At 58.0% G+C, this 18,521-nt stretch carries 16 protein-coding genes, 1 other RNA gene and 1 pseudogene; 13 read left to right on the top strand and 5 right to left on the bottom strand.

All coding sequences use genetic code 11. The features are described 5' to 3' along the window. Positions 1-91 precede the first annotated feature (91 nt). Positions 92-910: an HMP-PP phosphatase gene (cof, locus tag APT89_RS17760; protein ID WP_028012168.1), complete on the top strand. Its 819-nt coding sequence runs from the start codon at positions 92-94 to the stop codon at positions 908-910. Positions 911-950: 40 nt separating this feature from the next. On the opposite strand, the gene APT89_RS17765 is transcribed toward cof, so the two are convergent. Beyond that, on the bottom strand, positions 951-1,997 hold the full coding sequence (locus APT89_RS17765; RefSeq protein WP_041911077.1) for a PLP-dependent cysteine synthase family protein: 1,047 nt from the start codon (positions 1,995-1,997) through the stop codon (positions 951-953). A gap of 115 nt (positions 1,998-2,112) precedes the next feature. On the opposite strand from APT89_RS17765, the gene APT89_RS17770 reads away from it, so the two are divergent. From APT89_RS17770 to amtB, 5 genes are all read left to right on the top strand, one after another. Then, a complete protein-coding gene (locus tag APT89_RS17770) occupies positions 2,113-2,571 on the top strand; it encodes an Lrp/AsnC family transcriptional regulator (protein ID WP_008503307.1) in 459 nt (152 codons plus the stop codon). A gap of 30 nt (positions 2,572-2,601) precedes the next feature. Further along, complete coding sequence (locus APT89_RS17775) at positions 2,602-4,374, top strand: SmdA family multidrug ABC transporter permease/ATP-binding protein (protein ID WP_045259904.1); 1,773 nt, start codon at positions 2,602-2,604, stop codon at positions 4,372-4,374. Further along, complete coding sequence (locus tag APT89_RS17780; RefSeq protein ID WP_060573159.1) at positions 4,367-6,148, top strand: SmdB family multidrug efflux ABC transporter permease/ATP-binding protein; 1,782 nt, start codon at positions 4,367-4,369, stop codon at positions 6,146-6,148. The genes APT89_RS17775 and APT89_RS17780 overlap by 8 nt, the downstream gene beginning before the upstream one ends. A gap of 220 nt (positions 6,149-6,368) precedes the next feature. Further along, positions 6,369-6,707 (top strand): P-II family nitrogen regulator, encoded by a 339-nt coding sequence (glnK, locus tag APT89_RS17785; RefSeq protein ID WP_008503304.1) that lies wholly within the window; start codon positions 6,369-6,371, stop codon positions 6,705-6,707. A gap of 35 nt (positions 6,708-6,742) precedes the next feature. After that, positions 6,743-8,029: an ammonium transporter AmtB gene (gene amtB, locus APT89_RS17790; protein WP_014882787.1), complete on the top strand. Its 1,287-nt coding sequence runs from the start codon at positions 6,743-6,745 to the stop codon at positions 8,027-8,029. Positions 8,030-8,122: 93 nt separating this feature from the next. On the opposite strand, the gene tesB is transcribed toward amtB, so the two are convergent. Continuing rightward, on the bottom strand, positions 8,123-8,983 hold the full coding sequence (gene tesB, locus APT89_RS17795) for an acyl-CoA thioesterase II (protein WP_028012172.1): 861 nt from the start codon (positions 8,981-8,983) through the stop codon (positions 8,123-8,125). A 203-nt stretch (positions 8,984-9,186) separates the two neighbouring features. Here tesB and APT89_RS17800 point away from each other — a divergent pair, with 203 nt between their 5' ends. Continuing rightward, complete coding sequence (locus tag APT89_RS17800) at positions 9,187-9,714, top strand: YbaY family lipoprotein (RefSeq protein WP_028012173.1); 528 nt, start codon at positions 9,187-9,189, stop codon at positions 9,712-9,714. Between the two features lie 33 nt (positions 9,715-9,747). Here APT89_RS17800 and APT89_RS17805 read toward each other — a convergent pair. Beyond that, positions 9,748-10,144, bottom strand: a pseudogene (locus APT89_RS17805) (MGMT family protein). 84 nt (positions 10,145-10,228) lie between these two features. On the opposite strand from APT89_RS17805, the gene ffs reads away from it, so the two are divergent. The 3 genes from ffs (at position 10,229) to APT89_RS17820 (ending at position 11,047) form a co-directional block, all read left to right on the top strand. Beyond that, positions 10,229-10,325, top strand: an RNA gene (gene ffs / locus APT89_RS17810) — signal recognition particle sRNA small type. 258 nt (positions 10,326-10,583) lie between these two features. Beyond that, a complete protein-coding gene (locus APT89_RS17815) occupies positions 10,584-10,835 on the top strand; it encodes a hypothetical protein (RefSeq protein WP_041911071.1) in 252 nt (83 codons plus the stop codon). Further along, on the top strand, positions 10,832-11,047 hold the full coding sequence (locus APT89_RS17820; RefSeq protein WP_028012176.1) for a hypothetical protein: 216 nt from the start codon (positions 10,832-10,834) through the stop codon (positions 11,045-11,047). The genes APT89_RS17815 and APT89_RS17820 overlap by 4 nt, the downstream gene beginning before the upstream one ends. 80 nt (positions 11,048-11,127) lie before the next feature. Here the strand turns inward: APT89_RS17820 and yczR are convergent, their stop codons facing one another. Continuing rightward, positions 11,128-12,549: a MocR-like transcription factor YczR gene (yczR, locus tag APT89_RS17825; protein WP_060573160.1), complete on the bottom strand. Its 1,422-nt coding sequence runs from the start codon at positions 12,547-12,549 to the stop codon at positions 11,128-11,130. Positions 12,550-12,635: 86 nt separating this feature from the next. Between yczR and yczE the strand changes: the two genes are divergently transcribed. The 3 genes from yczE to APT89_RS17840 all read left to right on the top strand — a co-directional run bounded on the left by yczE (position 12,636) and on the right by APT89_RS17840 (position 17,589). Further along, the gene (gene yczE / locus APT89_RS17830; RefSeq protein ID WP_047362439.1) at positions 12,636-13,247 is read left to right on the top strand and encodes a membrane protein YczE; all 612 of its coding nucleotides are present in this window, start codon (positions 12,636-12,638) and stop codon (positions 13,245-13,247) included. 76 nt (positions 13,248-13,323) lie between these two features. Beyond that, positions 13,324-14,394, top strand: a complete 1,071-nt coding sequence (locus APT89_RS17835; RefSeq protein ID WP_041912056.1) for a LacI family DNA-binding transcriptional regulator — start codon at positions 13,324-13,326, stop codon at positions 14,392-14,394. A gap of 102 nt (positions 14,395-14,496) precedes the next feature. Next, positions 14,497-17,589 (top strand): beta-galactosidase, encoded by a 3,093-nt coding sequence (locus APT89_RS17840; protein WP_060573162.1) that lies wholly within the window; start codon positions 14,497-14,499, stop codon positions 17,587-17,589. A gap of 33 nt (positions 17,590-17,622) precedes the next feature. Here APT89_RS17840 and APT89_RS17845 read toward each other — a convergent pair whose 3' ends face one another. Continuing rightward, positions 17,623-18,423, bottom strand: a complete 801-nt coding sequence (locus APT89_RS17845; protein ID WP_047362435.1) for a nickel/cobalt efflux protein RcnA — start codon at positions 18,421-18,423, stop codon at positions 17,623-17,625. Between the last annotated feature and the right edge of the window lie 98 nt (positions 18,424-18,521).

Below are 18,521 nucleotides of genomic sequence, written 5' to 3' on the forward strand. Positions count from 1 at the left end.
GAACAATAATTTTCATCTATTCACTATTACTTCCGTATATCTCACACGATACTGATGCACAAGTTAATCGCATCACATTTCAGGAGTAATCATGGCCCGCCTCGCTGCATTTGATATGGACGGTACGTTGTTAATGCCGGATCACCGTCTGGGGGAGAAAACGCTGAGTACCCTGAAGCGTCTGCGCGAGCGTGATGTCACCCTGACGTTTGCCACTGGCCGCCACGTGCTGGAGATGCGTCATCTGCTGGGCACGTTTTCCCTGGATGCGTTTTTAATCACGGGTAACGGAACGCGCATTCACACCGTTGAAGGAGAGGTGCTGCACCGCCAGGATCTCAACCCGGAAGTGGCGGATATTGTTCTGCACAGCACGTGGGACACGCAGGCCAGTATCCACGTATTCAACGATCAAGGCTGGTTTACCGGAAGCGAAATCCCCGAATTGTTGCACGCGCATGTTTATAGCGGCTTCAAATACCAGCTTATCGATCTGCGCCGGATCCCTGCCCACGCGGTGACCAAGATTTGCTTCTGTGGCGATCACGACGATCTTTGCCGCTTACGCATTCAATTAAATGAGGCGCTGGGCGACCGGGCGCACCTGACCTTCTCGGCGGTGGATTGTCTTGAAGTCCTGCCGGTGGGCTGTAACAAAGGTTCAGCCCTGGCGGTGCTCAGCGACCACCTGGGCTTAACGCTGCAGGAGTGTATGGCGTTTGGCGACGCCATGAATGACCGTGAAATGCTGGGCAGCGTGGGGCGCGGCCTGATTATGGGGAATGCGATGCCGCAACTGATCGCAGAGCTTCCTCATCTACCGGTTATCGGACACTGCGGCAACGAAGCGGTGTCCCATTTTTTGACGCATTGGCTGGACAACAACAACCTCCCATATTCCCCCGAATAGTGAGACCCTTCCAGCAAGCCAGACTTCGGTCTGGCTTTTTTTATTCCAGCAGCTGCGCAATCTGCGCTTTCCACGGGGTGATGTCGCCGATGTTGGCCTGTACCCACTCCGCATTGTAGTAGGTCTCAAGGTAGCGCTCGCCGCTGTCGCACAGCAGCGTGACGATGGAGCCGGTACGGCCTTCCTCGCGCATGCGTGCCGCAAGCTGCAGTGCGCCCCACATGTTGGTGCCCGTTGATGCGCCCACCTTGCGGCCGAGCTGCGTCTCCAGCCAGTGCGCGGTGGCGACGCTGGCGGCGTCCGGCACGCGGAGCATTTCGTCGACAACGTCAGGAATGAACGACGGTTCCACGCGCGGGCGGCCAATTCCTTCAATTTTACTGCCCACCGGACTGCGCAGGCCGGCATCGCGGCTTTGCCAGTAGTCGAGGAACACGGAGTTCTGGGGGTCAACCACCATCAACTGGGTATCGTAGCCCTGACAGCGAATGTAGCGTCCGATAGTGGCTGACGTGCCGCCCGTACCGGCGCTCATCACAATGTACGACGGAACCGGATGCGGTTCGTGGGTCATCTGGCGGAAAATACTGTCGGCAATGTTGTTATTGCCGCGCCAGTCCGTTGCGCGCTCGGCAAAGGTGAACTGGTCCATATAGTGGCCGTTTAGCTCGCGGGCGAGCATTTCAGAGGCAGCGTAGATTTCGCAGGCGCTTTCCACAAAATGGCAGCGTCCGCCGTAAAATTCGATCTGCTCGATTTTGCGTTTTGCGGTGCAGGAGGGCATCACGGCGATAAACGGCAGGCCCAGCAGACGAGCGAAATAGGCTTCAGACACCGCCGTTGAACCGGATGAGGATTCAATAATGGTCGTGCCTTCTTTGATCCAGCCGTTGCACAAACCGTATAAAAACAGAGAGCGCGCCAGGCGATGCTTCAGGCTACCGGTAGGATGGGTGCTTTCATCCTTCAGGTAGAGCTGAATACCGTCAAATCCCGGCAGGGGGAGGCGAATCAGGTGGGTATCCGCCGAGCGCTGGTAGTCGGCATTGATTTCGCTGATGGCATGTTTAACCCAGGTGCTATTCATCGTAGTTATCCGTTTGTCATTTTGTGCCCAGCATAGCGAAAAGCACAGAAAAAATTGTTGCTATCTGGCCTTTAAAATAGAATGAAGGGAGAAAAATTTTCTCTATGAGGTGGGTATGCTAGATAAAATTGACCGCAAGCTCCTTTCATTGCTGCAAAGTGACTGTACCCTCTCTTTGCAGGCGCTGGCAGATGCCGTTAATCTGACCACCACACCGTGCTGGAAGCGCCTAAAAAAGCTGGAAGATGACGGCATTCTTCTGGGGCGCGTCGCATTACTCGATCCCGAAAAACTGGGGCTTGGGCTGACGGCATTTGTGCTGATAAAAACCCAACACCACAGCAGCGAGTGGTATTGCCGCTTCGTCACTCAGGTGTCTGAGATGCCCGAGGTGCTCGGCTTCTGGCGTATGGCCGGCGAGTACGATTACCTGATGCGCGTCCAGGTGGCTGACATGAAGCGCTATGATGATTTCTACAAGCGGCTGGTGAACAGCGTCCCGGGCTTGTCGGACGTCACCTCAAGCTTCGCCATGGAACAGATTAAGTACACCACAGCCTTACCCATTGAATAACTTCGTAAAATACCTTCAGGAACAAACCGCGTGCGATTATTTGCCCAATTAAGCTGGTACTTTCGTCGGGAGTGGCAACGCTACCTCGGTGCAGTCGCCCTGCTTATTATCATTGCCATTTTGCAGCTGATCCCGCCGAAGGTGGTGGGCTACGTCGTGGATGGCGTCACTGAACAGCATTACACCACCGCACGGGTGTTGATGTGGGTTGGCACACTGGTGCTGACGGCGGTCATTGTTTATCTCCTGCGCTACGTCTGGCGCGTGCTGCTGTTTGGTGCGTCCTATCAGCTGGCCGTTGAGCTGCGTGAAGATTTTTACCGCCAGCTGAGCCGACAGCATCCCGAATTTTATCTGCGTCATCGCACCGGGGATCTCATTGCCCGCGCGACGAACGACGTCGATCGCGTGGTCTTTGCCGCCGGGGAAGGGGTGCTGACGCTGGTGGATTCGCTGGTGATGGGCTGTGCGGTGCTGATCGTCATGTCCACGCAGATCAGCTGGCAATTAACCCTGCTCGCCCTGCTGCCGATGCCGATCATGGCGCTGGCGATCAATCGCTACGGCGAACAGCTGCACGAGCGCTTCAAGCTGGCGCAGGCGGCGTTTTCTTCTCTGAACGATCGCACCCAGGAGAGCATGACCAGCATCCGCATGATCAAAGCGTTTGGCCTCGAAGATCGGCAGTCCGCGCTGTTTGCGGCCGATGCGGCAGACACGGGGGCGAAAAACATGCGCGTCGCGCGTATTGATGCGCGATTTGATCCAACGATTTATGTCGCAATCGGCATGGCAAACCTGCTGGCGATTGGCGGCGGGAGCTGGATGGTGGTGCAGGGCACATTGACCCTGGGGCAATTGACCAGCTTTGCGATGTATCTGGGGCTGATGATCTGGCCGATGCTGGCGCTGGCCTGGATGTTTAACATCGTAGAGCGCGGCAGCGCCGCCTACAGCCGCATCCGCGCCATGCTGGCCGAAGCGCCGGTGGTCAATGACGGCAGCGAAGCGGTGCCGGAAGGGCGCGGCGTTATGAACGTCGACGTTCGCAAATTTGTCTATCCGCAAACGGAACATCCGGTGCTGGAGAACGTTAGCTTTACGCTGCGGCCGGGCCAGATGCTGGGCATCTGCGGCCCGACGGGGTCCGGAAAAAGTACCGTGCTCTCTCTGCTTCAGCGCCACTTTGACGTCACCGAGGGCGATATCCGTTTCCATGATATCCCCCTGGCGAACCTGCTGCTGGACGAGTGGCGTGGCCGTCTGGCGGTAGTCAGCCAGACGCCGTTTTTATTTTCGGACACCGTGGCGAATAACATTGCGCTTGGTCACCCGTCGGCGACGCAGGAAGAGATCGAACATGTGGCGCGCTTAGCCAGCGTACATGACGATATTTTGCGTCTGCCGCAGGGCTACGAAACGGAAGTCGGGGAACGTGGCGTCATGCTGTCCGGCGGGCAGAAACAGCGAATCTCGATTGCCCGCGCGCTGCTGCTGAATGCTGAAATCCTCATTCTGGATGATGCGCTCTCCGCCGTGGATGGTCGTACCGAGCATCAGATTCTGCATAACCTGCGCCAGTGGGGCGACGGACGCACGGTGATTATCAGCGCCCACCGTTTGTCAGCGCTCACCGAGGCCAGCGAAATTCTGGTCTTACAGCACGGACACATTGCCCAGCGCGGGCAGCATGAAACGCTTGCCGAGCAGCCGGGCTGGTATCGCGATATGTACCGCTATCAACAGCTTGAGGCGGCGCTGGACGATGCGCCGGAACAGGATCAGGAGGCCACCAATGCGTAAGCTCGGAACGATGTGGCCGACGCTCAAACGTCTGCTGGCCTACGGCTCGCCGTGGCGCAAACCCCTCTCCGTGGCCGTGCTTTTACTCTGGATAGCGGCGATTGCTGAGGTGAGCGGGCCGCTGCTCATCAGCTACTTCATCGACAATATGGTCGCCAAAAGCGACCTGCCGCTGGGGCTGGTGGCGGGCTTAGGCGTGGCCTACGTTGGGTTGCAGCTTGCGGCGGCAGGGCTGCACTATGCGCAGTCGCTGCTGTTTAACCGTGCCGCCGTAGGCGTGGTTCAGCAGTTGCGCACGGATGTAATGGACGCGGCGCTTCGCCAGCCGCTCAGCGAGTTTGATATCCAGCCGGTCGGGCAGGTGATTTCGCGCGTGACCAACGATACCGAAGTGATCCGCGACCTGTACGTCACCGTGGTCGCGACGGTGTTACGCAGTGCGGCGCTGATCGGCGCGATGCTGGTGGCGATGTTCAGCCTCGACTGGCGCATGGCGCTGGTGGCGATTACCATCTTCCCGGCGGTGCTGATCGTGATGATCATCTACCAGCGCTACAGCACGCCAATCGTGCGTCGGGTGCGCGCCTATCTGGCCGACATTAACGATGGCTTCAACGAAGTGATTAACGGCATGAGCGTCATCCAGCAGTTCCGCCAGCAGGCGCGCTTTGGCGAGCGGATGGGCGAAGCCAGCCGATCGCACTATATGGCGCGTATGCAGACGCTGCGCCTTGACGGCTTCCTGCTGCGTCCGCTGCTCAGCCTTTTCTCTGCGCTGGTGCTTTGCGGTTTACTGATGCTCTTTGGCCTGAGCTCAAGCGGTACGATTGAAGTGGGCGTGCTGTACGCTTTTATTAGCTATCTGGGGCGCCTTAACGAGCCGCTGATCGAGCTCACGACCCAGCAATCGATGCTGCAGCAGGCGGTCGTCGCCGGCGAGCGCGTGTTTGAGTTGATGGACAGGCCGCGCCAGGCCTACGGTCGTGACGAGCGACCTCTGCAAAGCGGCGCCATTGCCTTTGATATCGTCTCGTTTGCCTATCGCGAAGACCGGCTGGTGTTGCAGGACATTACGCTGGATGTCCCGTCGCGCGGTTTCGTGGCGCTGGTGGGACATACGGGAAGCGGCAAGAGCACGCTCGCCAGCCTGTTGATGGGCTACTACCCGGTCACGCAAGGCGAAATCCGCCTCGACGGACGCCCGCTCGCGTCTCTCAGCCACAACGTGTTGCGTAAAGGCGTCGCGATGGTGCAGCAGGATCCGGTCGTCCTGGCCGATACCTTCTACGCCAACGTGACCCTGGGGCGAGACTACTCTCAGGAGCAGGTATGGGAGGTGCTGGAAAAAGTGCAGCTGGCAGACCTTGCGCGCGGGTTTAGCGACGGGATTAATACCCGGCTGGGCGAGCAGGGAAACAACCTCTCCGTTGGGCAAAAGCAGCTTCTCGCGCTGGCGCGGGTGCTGATTGAAACCCCGCAGGTGCTGATTTTGGATGAAGCGACGGCCAGCATTGACTCCGGCACCGAGCAGGCCATCCAGCAGGCGCTGGCCGCGGTACGCGACCATACGACGCTGGTGGTGATTGCCCATCGCCTTTCCACCATTGTCGATGCCGATACCATTCTGGTGCTGCATCGCGGACAAGCCGTGGAGCGCGGGACGCACCGTGAATTGCTGGAAGCCAAAGGGCGCTACTGGCAGATGTATCAGCTTCAACTGGCGGGTGAAGAGCTCGCGGCCAGCGTGCGCGAGGAAGAGTCGCTCAGCGCCTGATGCACCAAAACAAAGCAACGCGCTAACAGTCATTCCTGTTGGTGCAATACTGAAACGCACCGTGCACCGACATGGTGCGTTTTTTTTCGCCGGTTCATTAAGGAAGACGGCATAACGCTCGTCGCACCGCTTTTCTCCCTCCATTTCATTTCTGGCACACCCCTTGCAATACCTTCTGCGTGAGCTGCGGCCATTACCGAATTCTGACTGGAGGGGATCTATGAAGCTGGTTACGGTGGTAATCAAACCATTCAAACTGGAAGACGTGCGTGAAGCATTGTCCTCAATGGGTATTCAGGGACTGACTGTCACCGAAGTGAAAGGCTTTGGTCGTCAGAAGGGTCATGCCGAGCTTTATCGCGGGGCGGAATACAGCGTTAACTTTCTGCCAAAAGTAAAAATTGATGTCGCGATTGCTGACGATCAGCTTGATGAAGTGATTGATGTGATTAGCAAAGCGGCCTACACCGGCAAAATTGGCGACGGCAAAATTTTCGTTGCCGAACTGCAGCGCGTCATTCGCATTCGTACCGGCGAATCTGACGAAGCGGCACTGTAAATAACGCCTGGCACACAGTGATAGGGATCGAGAAAATGAAGATAGCAACACTTAAAACGGGTCTGGGTTCGCTGGCACTGCTGCCGGGCCTGGCGCTGGCTGCTCCTGCCGTGGCAGACAAAGCCGATAACGCCTTTATGATGATCAGCACCGCGCTGGTGCTGTTCATGTCTATCCCGGGCATTGCGCTGTTCTACGGCGGCCTGATCCGCGGCAAAAACGTTCTCTCCATGCTGACGCAGGTTGCCGTGACGTTCGCGCTGGTCTGCGTGCTGTGGGTGGTTTACGGTTACTCGCTGGCCTTCGGTACCGGCAACGCCTTCTTTGGTAACTTCGACTGGGTAATGCTGAAAAATATTGAACTGACCGCGCTGATGGGCAGCTTCTACCAGTACATCCACGTCGCGTTCCAGGGCTCGTTCGCCTGCATTACCGTCGGGCTGATTGTGGGCGCGCTGGCGGAGCGCATCCGTTTCTCTGCCGTTCTGATCTTCGTGGTGGTCTGGCTGACCCTCTCCTATGTGCCGATTGCGCACATGGTCTGGGGCGGTGGTCTGCTGGCAACGCACGGCGCGCTAGACTTTGCGGGCGGTACCGTTGTACATATCAACGCCGCGGTAGCGGGTCTGGTGGGCGCATACCTGATTGGCAAACGCGTGGGCTTCGGTAAAGAGGCGTTCAAACCGCATAACCTGCCGATGGTGTTTACCGGTACGGCTATCCTCTACTTTGGCTGGTTCGGCTTCAACGCCGGCTCCGCAAGTGCCGCAAACGAAATCGCCGCGCTGGCCTTCGTGAACACCGTTGTGGCGACGGCGGGTGCAATTCTCTCCTGGGTATTCGGCGAGTGGGCGGTACGCGGTAAACCTTCCCTGCTGGGTGCCTGTTCAGGGGCGATTGCCGGTCTGGTCGGTATCACCCCGGCGTGTGGCTATGTGGGTGTCGGTGGTGCGCTGCTGGTGGGACTGGTCGCGGGTCTGGCAGGTCTGTGGGGCGTCACCGCACTGAAACGCGTGCTGCGCGTGGATGACCCTTGCGATGTGTTCGGCGTCCACGGCGTGTGCGGCATCGTCGGCTGTATCATGACCGGCATCTTCGCCGCGAAATCACTGGGTGGCGTGGGCTACGCAGAAGGTGTCACCATGGTTCATCAGGTGCTGGTGCAGCTGGAAAGTATCGCTATCACCGTGGTGTGGTCTGCTGTTGTCGCCTTCATTGGCTATAAGCTGGCGGATATGACCGTTGGGCTGCGCGTACCGGAAGAGCAGGAGCGCGAAGGTCTGGACGTCAACAGCCACGGCGAGAATGCGTATAACGCCTAATAAAAGCAAAACGGCAACTTCGGTTGCCGTTTTTAATGTTTATTCCCTCTCCCATTGGAGAGGGGCAGGGTGAGGGCATCAGGCCGCACACCATCACCCGCGATTACGCATTACCCCTTCCTGCACCGTAGAAGCGACCAGCACGCCGTCCTGGGTATAAAACTCTCCACGCACAAACCCGCGAGCGCTCGACGCTGACGTACTCTCCACGCTGTAAAGCAGCCACTCATTCATATTGAACGGACGGTGGAACCACATGGAGTGATCGATGGTTGCGACCTGCATCCCTTTTTCAAGGAAACCAACGCCGTGCGGCTGTAGCGCAACCGGCAGAAAGTTAAAGTCAGACGCGTAGCCCAGCAGATACTGATGCACGCGGAAATCTTCCGGCACGGTGCCATTGGCGCGGATCCAGACCTGACGTTTCGGCTCGGCGGTGTGGCCTTTCATGGGGTTGTGGAACTCAACCGGGCGGATCTCCAGCGGTTTATCGCAGAGAAACTTCTCTTTGACCTGCGGCGGAAGCAGATGCGCCAGCGCGCGGGCGATATCGGTCTCTGATTTGAGTTCGTCCGGCGACGGTGCTGGCGGCATCACTTTCTGATGTTCATACCCCGGTTCCGGTGCCTGGAAAGAGGCGGTCATATAAAAGATAGGCTTACCGTTCTGAACGGCCGCCACGCGGCGTGCGCTGAAGCTGTTACCGTCTCTCAGGACTTCAACGTCATACACGATCGGTTTTGCGCTGTCGCCAGGGCGTAAGAAATAGCTGTGGAATGAGTGCACCAGGCGGTCTGCAGGGACGGTCTCCTTTGCAGCGTAGAGCGCTTGTCCAACGACCTGGCCGCCGAAAACCTGACGTAAGCCGAGGTCTTCGCTCTGCCCGCGATAGAGTCCTTCCTCAATTTTTTCCAGATTCAGTAATGTCAGCAGATTGTTCAGTGCCTGACTCATAATTGTCCTCAATAAACGCCGTAGCGAAAGATAGGCAGAGTATAACGCAGAAATGAAAGTGGTCCGATGGGTAGAATAATCTGAATGTCGGCACGTTTTTAGGCATTAATCGGTGATCTGTGCCACACTTAAAAACGTTATGTGATTGAAACGACATCGGATGGGATCGATCCCGCTGGTGCATTGATGATAAGGAGACTTCAATGAAACTCGTGCCCATGCTAAGTGGTGTAGCTATTGCGGTGGCGTTGTCCGCCTGTGCCGGTAAGAGCGCCCAGGTGCCGGTACCAGCTGCAGATCCGAACGGGATTAATACCCTTTCACAGCAATCCATTCAGCAGCCTAACGTTTCCGGTACAATCTGGATTAAACAGAGAGTCGCTCTGCCGCCGGATGCGGTATTAACGGTCACGCTGTCTGATGCTTCCCTGGCGGACGCGCCGTCGAAGGTGCTGGCTCAGCGCGCGGTCCGTACTGAAGGTAAGCAGGCTCCGTTTAGCTTCGTGTTGCCGTATAACCCATCAGACGTGCAGCCAAATGCCCGTATTCTGCTGAGCGCTGCAGTAACCATTAACGGCAAGCTGGTCTTTATCACCGATACGGTCCAGGAAGCGATTAACCACGGTGGAACCAAAATCGACCTGAATCTGGTGCCGGTGCAGCAAACCGAAGTCCCGGTTGCTCCACAGACCAATCAGCCGTCCCTGCCAACCCCACCGACCCAGATGTAACTGTTGCTCTTACCCTCTCCTTCGGGGGAGGGTTTAGTACACCCAGCGGTATTTCTGCAAATCTATCTGTCCTGCGCCCGACACCTGCACACCCTCTGAAAGCAATGCTTGACGCTGACGCTGGAGATCCGGCCCGGTCAGCGAGATAGCGCCATGACGGTTTACCACCCGATGCCAGGGCAGCGTACTGCCTTCCGGCAGCCGCTTCAGGACGCCACCGACCTGTCGCGCCGCGCGTGGAGAGCCTGCCAGCCTTGCCACATCACCGTAGGTGGTGACATAGCCTTCCGGAATCGAGGCCACGATTTGCCATACGCGCTGGGGAAAGGAGTCGTTTTCGTCCATACCTTCACCTGTGGGGATGTTTGGACCGTCATGGTAAACGAAGATCGCCCTGATTGCTGCGCCTGTTTGCGCAAGAAACCAGCATCCGGTTCCTGGTCGCTTGCAATTGGCTCTTCGCACAGGGATAATGCGCCAGCGCGTTGGTTATCAACGCTCTCAATGGGGGCTCTGTTGGTTCTCCCGCAACGCTACTCTGTTCACCAGGTCAGGTCCGGAAGGAAGCAGCCAGGGCAGACGACGTGGGTGCCGGGATGTAGCTGGCAGGGCCCCCACCCATTTGTGGCCTCATCCATCTTTCCTGTTTCCATCTCTTTTTAGCCTTTATTCCACAATAATATAATGCCTATACCGTGTAATATATATTTCATCGCTCTGAAATATTACTGTCATAAACCTGTAATAATAGACTGGCATTTTATAATTGGACGTCTATTTTCGTCAAAATTCAAAAAAATATAGATCTGGATAACAGTGATAACTTCGTGTATTAAATAAAGTACTTATTCCGAAGGGAAGTGATAAACATGGCTACTGCAGTTTTAAATGTTAAAATTGACGAAGCGCTAAAAGAAAGACTCCGCCACTATGCGGAAGTAAATAACGAAAATTTAAGCGTGACCACAGAGAAACTGCTGCTGCTGGCGTTTGAAGCAGTAGAAGAGGCGGGAGTATCGGAAGAGGATATTGATAATCAGCATACGGAAGAAGAGAGTGTTTCTCCTTTTACTCCTAAAGAAATCAAGGCCATACGTAAACTTCTGAAGAAGAGAAAATGAAACAACAACTGTCAACTGCCAGTGACTACAACGAGGCCTGCGCTCTGTTGCGTTCAGGCTACGTGAAGCATGTACGTCTTGGCTGGAATGTTGGAAGCGATGAGTTCTTTCGTATTGCGTCTGACTGGTGTGATACCGGTGCAAAAATAAAGAAAGACGGTGATAATTTCGTTATTTCCCTGAAAGGTTTCCCCATTCCTCCTCAGCACTAAATCCTGACCAGTGAAAACTGCTGACTGCATATATTACAGTCAGCAGTTTTTATTTTATGATCCAGTTCAAAATTTTAATATTAAACCAGGCGGCGTTTGACTGCTGGCGTATTTGAATTTAGCGCGAGCCATAACGGTTTAATCCGCAGCAATGCCGCTTCCAGCTCCGCTGGCTCCAGCGAAAAGGGCATACGTAAAAAGCGGTCAAACGACCCCGATAAGCCAAACCGCGTCCCGGTTCCCAAGTTAATCCCGATGATTTCTGCCCGTGCGGCAAGCTGTGTCGCCAGCATGCCAGGAAGTTCGATCCAGTAAGAGAGCCCACCCTCCGCCTCATGAAACGTCCACTCCGGGAAATGTTCTCGCAGCAGGTTACTGCATCGATCGCGCCGTTCCGCCAGCATCTTGCGGCGAGCGGGCAGAAAACGCTCGCTATTGTCGATAAGCCACAGCGTTGCCAGCTGCTCTAGCAGCGGCGAGCCTAAATCCAGCGTATCGCGCGTCTGGGCGAGCGTGGCGATAGTCCGCGAGGAGGCGCGGATCCAGCCGAGACGCAGCCCGCCCCAGAAGCTTTTTCCGGCAGAGCCTAGCGTAATCACGCTGGCCTGCGGGTTAAACGATGCCAGCGGTGGCGGCGGTGGCGAATCAAACCAGAGATCGACCATCGTTTCATCCACGACCAGCGCCGTGCGGGTCTGGGCTGCCATATCAGCGATTGCCTGACGGGTGGCGATATCCATGCATCGACCGGTTGGGTTGTGAAAATCGGGCATCAGGTAGGCCAGGCGCGGCGCGGTCTGGGCAAGCGTAGCCGCAAAGCCATCCGTATCCCAGCCCGTTTCCGGTAACGACACTCCTACTGGCCGACACTGTGCTCCCTGAATAGCGGCAATCGCCAGCGGATAGGTGGGGTGATCGACCACGACGCGATCCCCCGGTCCGGCCATCATCCGCAGCACCAGCGCGAACCCGCTGACGGCACCGTTGACCACCATCACCTCGTCTGCCCGGGTTGGAAGACCTCGCGCGGTATAGCGCGCAGCGATGGCCTCCCGTAGCGCCGGCAGCCCAAGCTGCTCGTAGCCCGTCAGCGAGAGGTGTTGAGTAATAGCCGTAAGTGCATGGGTGTAAGCCTGGTGGATCTCCGGCCCGGCGCTGAGGGCGGCAGTGGAAAGATCCAGGGCGACGCTCGCTGCGGAAAGGGTGGGAACGGCGCGTGCATCCGGGAGGATGACGCGCGACCCGCTGCCGTGGCGGCTTTCAAGATAACCCTCTTCACGCAGGTGGGCGAGGGCGCTGCTGACGGTGGTTCGGCTGACGTTCAGCGCCGTCGCCAGCTCACGCTCACCCGGCAGGCGCGTATGCAGTGCCAGCCGGCCATCAAGGATTAATAAGCGCAGCGCGTCGGCCAGCTGGCGCCAGAGCGGAGTGCGGGATGAAGTTTGCTGCCAGTGCCCTAAAAGGCGTACCAAAGACTGGCTTCCGAAGCGGCGTGATGACATAAGCAGTCCACTATTTAAAAACTGGACATTAATCTTAGTGCCATTTTAGGTCAGGATGAAAGTCGGGTTCACTGGAGAAGATAAAAATGGTACGTCGTCTGCTACAACTTTATGTCGGTTTAGGGCTGTATGGGCTTTCCACCGCGATGTTTATTCGTGCGGATCTGGGGGTCGATCCGTGGGATGTGTTTCACCTTGGCGTGGGAATACAGCTGGGGATGAGCATCGGGACGGTGATCATTTTGACCGGGGCTGCGGTGCTCTTACTGTGGATCCCACTGCGTCAGATGCCCGGTCTTGGCACGATCAGCAACGTGATTTGTATCGGTCTGGCGGCGGACGCCAGCATGGCGCTTATCCCCGAACTGAGTTCGTTATCCGTGCGCATCGCTTTCCTGGTGTCGGGCATCGTGATGAACGCGATCGCCACCAGCATGTACATCGGGGCCGGTTTCGGGCCTGGTCCGCGCGACGGCCTGATGACCGGCATTCACGCCCGGCTGGGGTGGTCCATTCGCAGCGTGCGTACCTCCATCGAAGTGTCCGTCCTGCTGATTGGGTGCGTGCTGGGTGGCTCGTTTGGGGTGGGAACTGTGGCGTATGCTCTGACCATTGGCCCGCTTATCCAGCTCTGTTTGCCCTGGTTCCGCCAGAAGCCGCGCGGTGAGAAAATGACGCAGACGGAGCGCGTTGTTTAATTTGCGAAGCGCTCACATGTTTTAACAGCGTCGCTGTGCCAGAATAGACGCTTCGAAAATCGCGATGCCAGAACGCATGAAAGCAATCACTCTTTATGATGTCGCCCTCCTTGCGGGGGTTTCTTATCAGACCGTTTCCCGCGTGATTAACAACGCGGAGCACGTCTCTGCCCGCACGCGGGAAAAGGTGCAGCAGGCAATGGCGGAGCTGCATTACGTTCCCAACCTGCGGGCGCAGCAGCTGGCGGGGAAACGCACCCGTACGCTGGGGCTCATCACCACCGATCTGGCGCTGCACGCGCCTTCGCAAATTGTCTCGGCGGTAAAATCCCGGGCTGCAGGGCAGGGGGCGAGCGTCCTGATTTCCATGGTGGAGCAGCCGCAGCAGTGTCAGGCGGCGCTTCAGGCGCTGCTGGGGCAGCGGGTAGACGCGCTGCTGGTCAATGTGCCGCTTGACGATCCGCACGCCGAAGCGCTCAGGTCGCTGGCGATGCCCGTCCCGGTGCTGTTCCTCGACGTGTCACCGTCAGCGCAGGTAAATAGCCTCGTGTTCAACGCCGAGGAGGGGGCACGCCTGGGCGTTGAGCATCTGCTTTCGCTGGGGCATCAGCATATTGCCCTGCTGAGCGGGCCGGAAAGCTCTGTCTCTGCGCGCGCGCGTCTGGCGGGATGGAAAGCGACGCTGGCGCAGGCGGGTCTCGACGCGGCTGCGGTGGCCTACGGCGACTGGAGCGCGGCCAGCGGCTATGAGAAGGGACATGTGCTGCTCTCGGGGGCGGTACTGCCGGATGCCATTCTGGTGGCGAACGATCAGATGGCGCTTGGAGTAATGCGCGCCTGTGCGGAAAAAGGGATAGCTGTTCCTGGCCAGATATCGGTGGTCGGGTTTGACGATACGGCAGACAGCGCCTGGTTTTCTCCGCCGCTGACGACCATTCGTCAGGCGTTTCGCGAGGCTGGCGAGCGCAGCGTGGAGTGGCTTCTGTCCCCCAGCGGGGGGGAGGAATGCTGGCAGGTTCAGCTGCCGGTAACGCTGGTGACCCGCCATTCCAGCGCGCGCCGTACCCCGCAGCAGGCCGAACGCGAGGATCTGGCGCAGCAGCTCAGAAGCCTGGCCCTCCTTGCCGGGCAGCTTGCCCGCAAATAAAACTTTGTGATCGGACTCGCTACCCCGCGATTGCGTGCTTTACCGTCGCCGGGTGCCAGGGCATGTTAACCAAAATTGTGAGCGCTTCGCAAAGAGGTTAATATGCCCAACACTTTATCGCTGACTCTCAGCGCCATTCTGGCCCGACGGGACTGGGAAAACCCGGGGGTCACCCAGTGGAACCGTCTGGAGGCACATGCGCCGTTACACAGCTGGCGTCTTGAACAGCCTTCCCTGGATGATGCTGCATCCGCCAGCAGACGCTCCCTCAATGGGGTGTGGCGATTTAACTACTTTCCTGCACCCGAGCAAATCCCGGAGGCGTGGGTAACCGAAGACTGTGCGGATGCCGTTGCGATGCCCGTGCCGTCGAACTGGCAGATGCAGGGGTTTGACACGCCCATCTACACCAATGTCACCTATCCTATCCCCGTTAATCCGCCTTTTGTGCCGCAGGAAAACCCAACCGGCTGTTACTCGCTCACATTTGATGTGGATGACGCGTGGCTTCAGAGCGGGCAGACCCGCATCATCTTTGACGGCGTGAACTCTGCGTTTCATCTGTGGTGCAACGGGCGCTGGATGGGCTATTCCCAGGACAGCAGGCTGCCTGCCGAATTCGATCTCTCGACGGTCCTGCGGCCCGGTGAGAACCGCCTGGCGGTCATGGTGTTGCGCTGGTGCGACGGTAGCTATCTGGAAGATCAGGACATGTGGCGCATGAGCGGTATTTTCCGCGATGTGACGCTACTGCATAAACCCGAAACGCAGATTGCCGATTATCGCGTGGTGACGGACCTGAATGCGGAGCTGGACCGCGCGGTGCTTAAGGCAGATGTCGCGCTGGCAGGGGCGGGCTTTGCAGACTGCGAGGTGGTCTTTACCCTGTGGCGCAAGGGTGAAAAATGCGCCAGCGTTTCCCGGCGTCCGGGGTCTGCCGTTGTGGACGAGCGTGGCAGCTGGGACGAACGCTTAACGGTGGCGATCCCCATTGACCGCCCCGAGCTCTGGAGTGCTGAAACGCCGGAACTGTATCGCCTGACGATGGCGCTTCTCGGCCCGCAGGGTGAGGTGCTGGAGGTTGAGGCGTGCGATGTGGGCTTCCGCCGCGTTGACATCAGCAACGGCCTGCTGAAGCTTAACGGTAAGCCGCTGCTGATCCGCGGGGTTAACCGACACGAGCATCACCCGGAAAACGGTCAGGTGATGGACGAGGCGACCATGCGTCGCGACATCGAAATCATGAAGCAGCATAACTTCAACGCCGTTCGTTGCTCGCACTACCCGAACCATCCGCTGTGGTACAGCCTTTGCGATCGCTACGGGCTGTACGTTGTTGACGAAGCCAATATTGAAACCCACGGCATGGTGCCGATGAGCCGCCTCGCTGACGATCCGCGCTGGCTGCCCGCCATGAGCGAGCGTGTAACCCGCATGGTGCAGCGCGATCGCAATCATCCCTCAATTATCATCTGGTCGCTGGGTAACGAGTCCGGCCACGGCGCGAATCATGATGCGCTGTACCGCTGGCTGAAAACCACCGATCCCACGCGCCCGGTGCAGTACGAAGGCGGCGGGGCGAATACGGCGGCGACCGATATTGTTTGCCCGATGTACGCCCGGGTCGATTGGGATCAGCCTTTTCCGGCGGTGCCTAAATGGTCAATCAAGAAATGGATCGGCATGCCCGACGAAACGCGTCCGCTGATCCTCTGTGAATACGCCCACGCGATGGGAAACAGCTTCGGCGGGTTTGCGAAATACTGGCAGGCGTTTCGCAGCCATCCTCGCCTGCAGGGTGGGTTTGTCTGGGACTGGGTCGATCAGGCGGTGACGAAGAAAGACGAAAAGGGCAACGCGTTCTGGGCCTACGGTGGGGACTTTGGCGATACGCCGAACGATCGGCAGTTCTGCCTTAACGGACTGGTATTCCCCGATCGCACGCCGCACCCGGCGCTGTACGAGGCGCAGCGCGCCCAGCAGTTCTTTACCTTTACGCTGGTCAGCACCTCTCCGCTGGTGATTGAGGTGCAAAGCGGCTACCTGTTCCGCCCTACCGATAACGAGGTGCTGAGCTGGACGGTTGTCCGGGATGGGAAGGTACTGGCTTCGGGCGAGGTGACGCTGGCGATAGCCCCTGAAGGCGTTCAGCGTCTGGAGATCGCTCTGCCGGAATTGAAAGCCGAGCCGGGTGAAATCTGGCTGAACGTTGAGGTTCGCCAGCCGCGGGCAACGCCGTGGTCACCGGCAGGCCATCGCTGCGCGTGGGAGCAGTGGACGCTTCCGGCCCCACTCTTTATTGCACCGCCAGCCTCTACGGGCGAGCCGCCGGTTTTAACGCAAAACGGTCGCATCCTGGAGGTCACGCATCGTCAACAGCGATGGCAGTTCGATCGCGCATCCGGATACCTGACTCAATGGTGGCGAAATGGCGTTGAAACGCTGCTTTCACCCGTGACGGATAACGTCAGCCGCGCGCCGCTGGACAACGACATTGGGGTGAGCGAAGCGACGCGCATCGATCCAAACGCGTGGGTTGAACGCTGGAAAGCGGCGGGCATGTACGATCTCACCTCGCGCATGCTGCACTGTGAGGCAGAGCAGCATGCGCGTGAGGTGGTGGTTACCACGCTTAATGTCCTGGAGCATCGCGGCAGGGCGCTGTTCCTGAGCCGTAAAATCTGGCGGGTGGACGAGCAGGGGGTTCTGCATGGCGACATTCAGGTCGATATTGCGTCTGATATCCCGGAGCCCGCGCGCATTGGCCTGAGCGTTCATCTCGCTGAAACGCCAGAAAAGGTTGACTGGCTGGGGCTGGGGCCGCATGAAAACTACCCGGACAGAAAGCTGGCGGCGCAGCAGGGGCGCTGGACACTGCCCCTGGCAGACATGCACACGCCGTATATCTTCCCGACGGAAAATGGTTTGCGCTGCGATACCCGCAAACTTGTGCTGGGTGCGCATCAGCTGAATGGCGCGTTCCATTTCTCAGTGGGCCGCTATAGCCAGCAGCAGCTGCGTGAGACAACCCATCATCATCTGCTGCGGGAAGAGCCGGGGTGCTGGCTCAATCTCGATGCGTTTCATATGGGGGTGGGCGGCGATGACTCCTGGAGCCCCAGCGTTTCGCCGGAATTTATCCTGCAGACGCGCCAGCTTCGTTATACCTTTAGCTGGCAGCAGACTCTTACCTGACCAGAGAGGCGGCCACCGGGCGTGGCCGCCTGCTTACGCCAGAATGCCGCTCAGGCCATGCAGGCTCATGTAAATCCCTACCACGATAATCAGCGCGGCGGAGATCCACGGCGCTTTGCGGGAAAGTTCGCTGAATCCGGGCCAGCGTTTTGTCGCGTGCTTGAGGCTTAAGGCGGCAATCGCGCCGGAAGCGACCAGCGTTAACGCCAGACCGATGCTGAAGCTGAATACCAGCGTCGCGCCGAGCGCAAAATGCTTCAGCTGCAGGCAGATCAGCAGAACGGTGATGGACGCCGGGCAGGGGATAAGCCCGCCGGTCAGGCCAAACATCGCGATCTGTCCTGTCGTCACGTTTTGTCCGTTAAAACGCCGGTTGATATCCTGCGCGTGCGCGCGCTGGTGGGCGTCCTGCCACTCCTCTTCAACCAGTGGGTGTGCATGGTGATGATCATGATGGTGGTCATGATCGTGATGATGATGATGATCGTGCGGCTGGCCCTCTTTCCAGGTTCGCCACGCCATCCACAGGGCGATTGCAACGATCAACACCCCGGAGATCAGCTGGAACCAGGGTTCGGACGTATGTACGTCCCAGCCGCGGCCAAACCATAGTCCTGCCATGGCAATGATCCAGACTACCGCCGTATGGGAAAGCGTAGCCGCCAGACCGAGCAATACCGCCTGCTTCAGCGTGCCGCGGATAGCCACGATAAAGGCAGCCATCATTGTTTTTGAGTGGCCCGGCTCCAGGCCATGCAGCGCACCGAGCAGGATAGCGCTGGGAACAAACAGCCAGGCATTACCCTGCTGCAGGAGTGAAGCAAAATCGTTCATTGAAATTTCCAGTATGGAAAGCGTGCGCAAATAGTACTCCCCCCCAGTAGGTTAATACTACCCCCCAGTAGAAAAATACTCAGGGGGAGTAGAGCGTG

Source organism: Enterobacter sp. 50588862 (genome assembly GCF_001462935.1).
GTDB lineage: Bacteria > Pseudomonadota > Gammaproteobacteria > Enterobacterales > Enterobacteriaceae > Enterobacter > Enterobacter bugandensis.

Bases quoted from the DNA above. Each gene is read 5' to 3' on its own strand.
- APT89_RS17780 (WP_060573159.1), top strand. From the start codon at position 4,367: ATGCGTAAGCTCGGAACGATGTGGCCGACGCTCAAACGTCTGCTGGCC.
- yczE (WP_047362439.1), top strand. From the start codon at position 12,636: ATGGTACGTCGTCTGCTACAACTTTATGTCGGTTTAGGGCTGTATGGG.
- APT89_RS17820 (WP_028012176.1), top strand. From the start codon at position 10,832: ATGAAACAACAACTGTCAACTGCCAGTGACTACAACGAGGCCTGCGCT.
- glnK (WP_008503304.1), top strand. From the start codon at position 6,369: ATGAAGCTGGTTACGGTGGTAATCAAACCATTCAAACTGGAAGACGTG.
- cof (WP_028012168.1), top strand. From the start codon at position 92: ATGGCCCGCCTCGCTGCATTTGATATGGACGGTACGTTGTTAATGCCG.
- APT89_RS17800 (WP_028012173.1), top strand. From the start codon at position 9,187: ATGAAACTCGTGCCCATGCTAAGTGGTGTAGCTATTGCGGTGGCGTTG.
- APT89_RS17815 (WP_041911071.1), top strand. From the start codon at position 10,584: ATGGCTACTGCAGTTTTAAATGTTAAAATTGACGAAGCGCTAAAAGAA.
- yczR (WP_060573160.1), bottom strand. From the start codon at position 12,549: ATGTCATCACGCCGCTTCGGAAGCCAGTCTTTGGTACGCCTTTTAGGG.
- amtB (WP_014882787.1), top strand. From the start codon at position 6,743: ATGAAGATAGCAACACTTAAAACGGGTCTGGGTTCGCTGGCACTGCTG.
- APT89_RS17765 (WP_041911077.1), bottom strand. From the start codon at position 1,997: ATGAATAGCACCTGGGTTAAACATGCCATCAGCGAAATCAATGCCGAC.
- APT89_RS17835 (WP_041912056.1), top strand. From the start codon at position 13,324: ATGAAAGCAATCACTCTTTATGATGTCGCCCTCCTTGCGGGGGTTTCT.
- tesB (WP_028012172.1), bottom strand. From the start codon at position 8,983: ATGAGTCAGGCACTGAACAATCTGCTGACATTACTGAATCTGGAAAAA.
- APT89_RS17770 (WP_008503307.1), top strand. From the start codon at position 2,113: ATGCTAGATAAAATTGACCGCAAGCTCCTTTCATTGCTGCAAAGTGAC.
- APT89_RS17840 (WP_060573162.1), top strand. From the start codon at position 14,497: ATGCCCAACACTTTATCGCTGACTCTCAGCGCCATTCTGGCCCGACGG.
- APT89_RS17845 (WP_047362435.1), bottom strand. From the start codon at position 18,423: ATGAACGATTTTGCTTCACTCCTGCAGCAGGGTAATGCCTGGCTGTTT.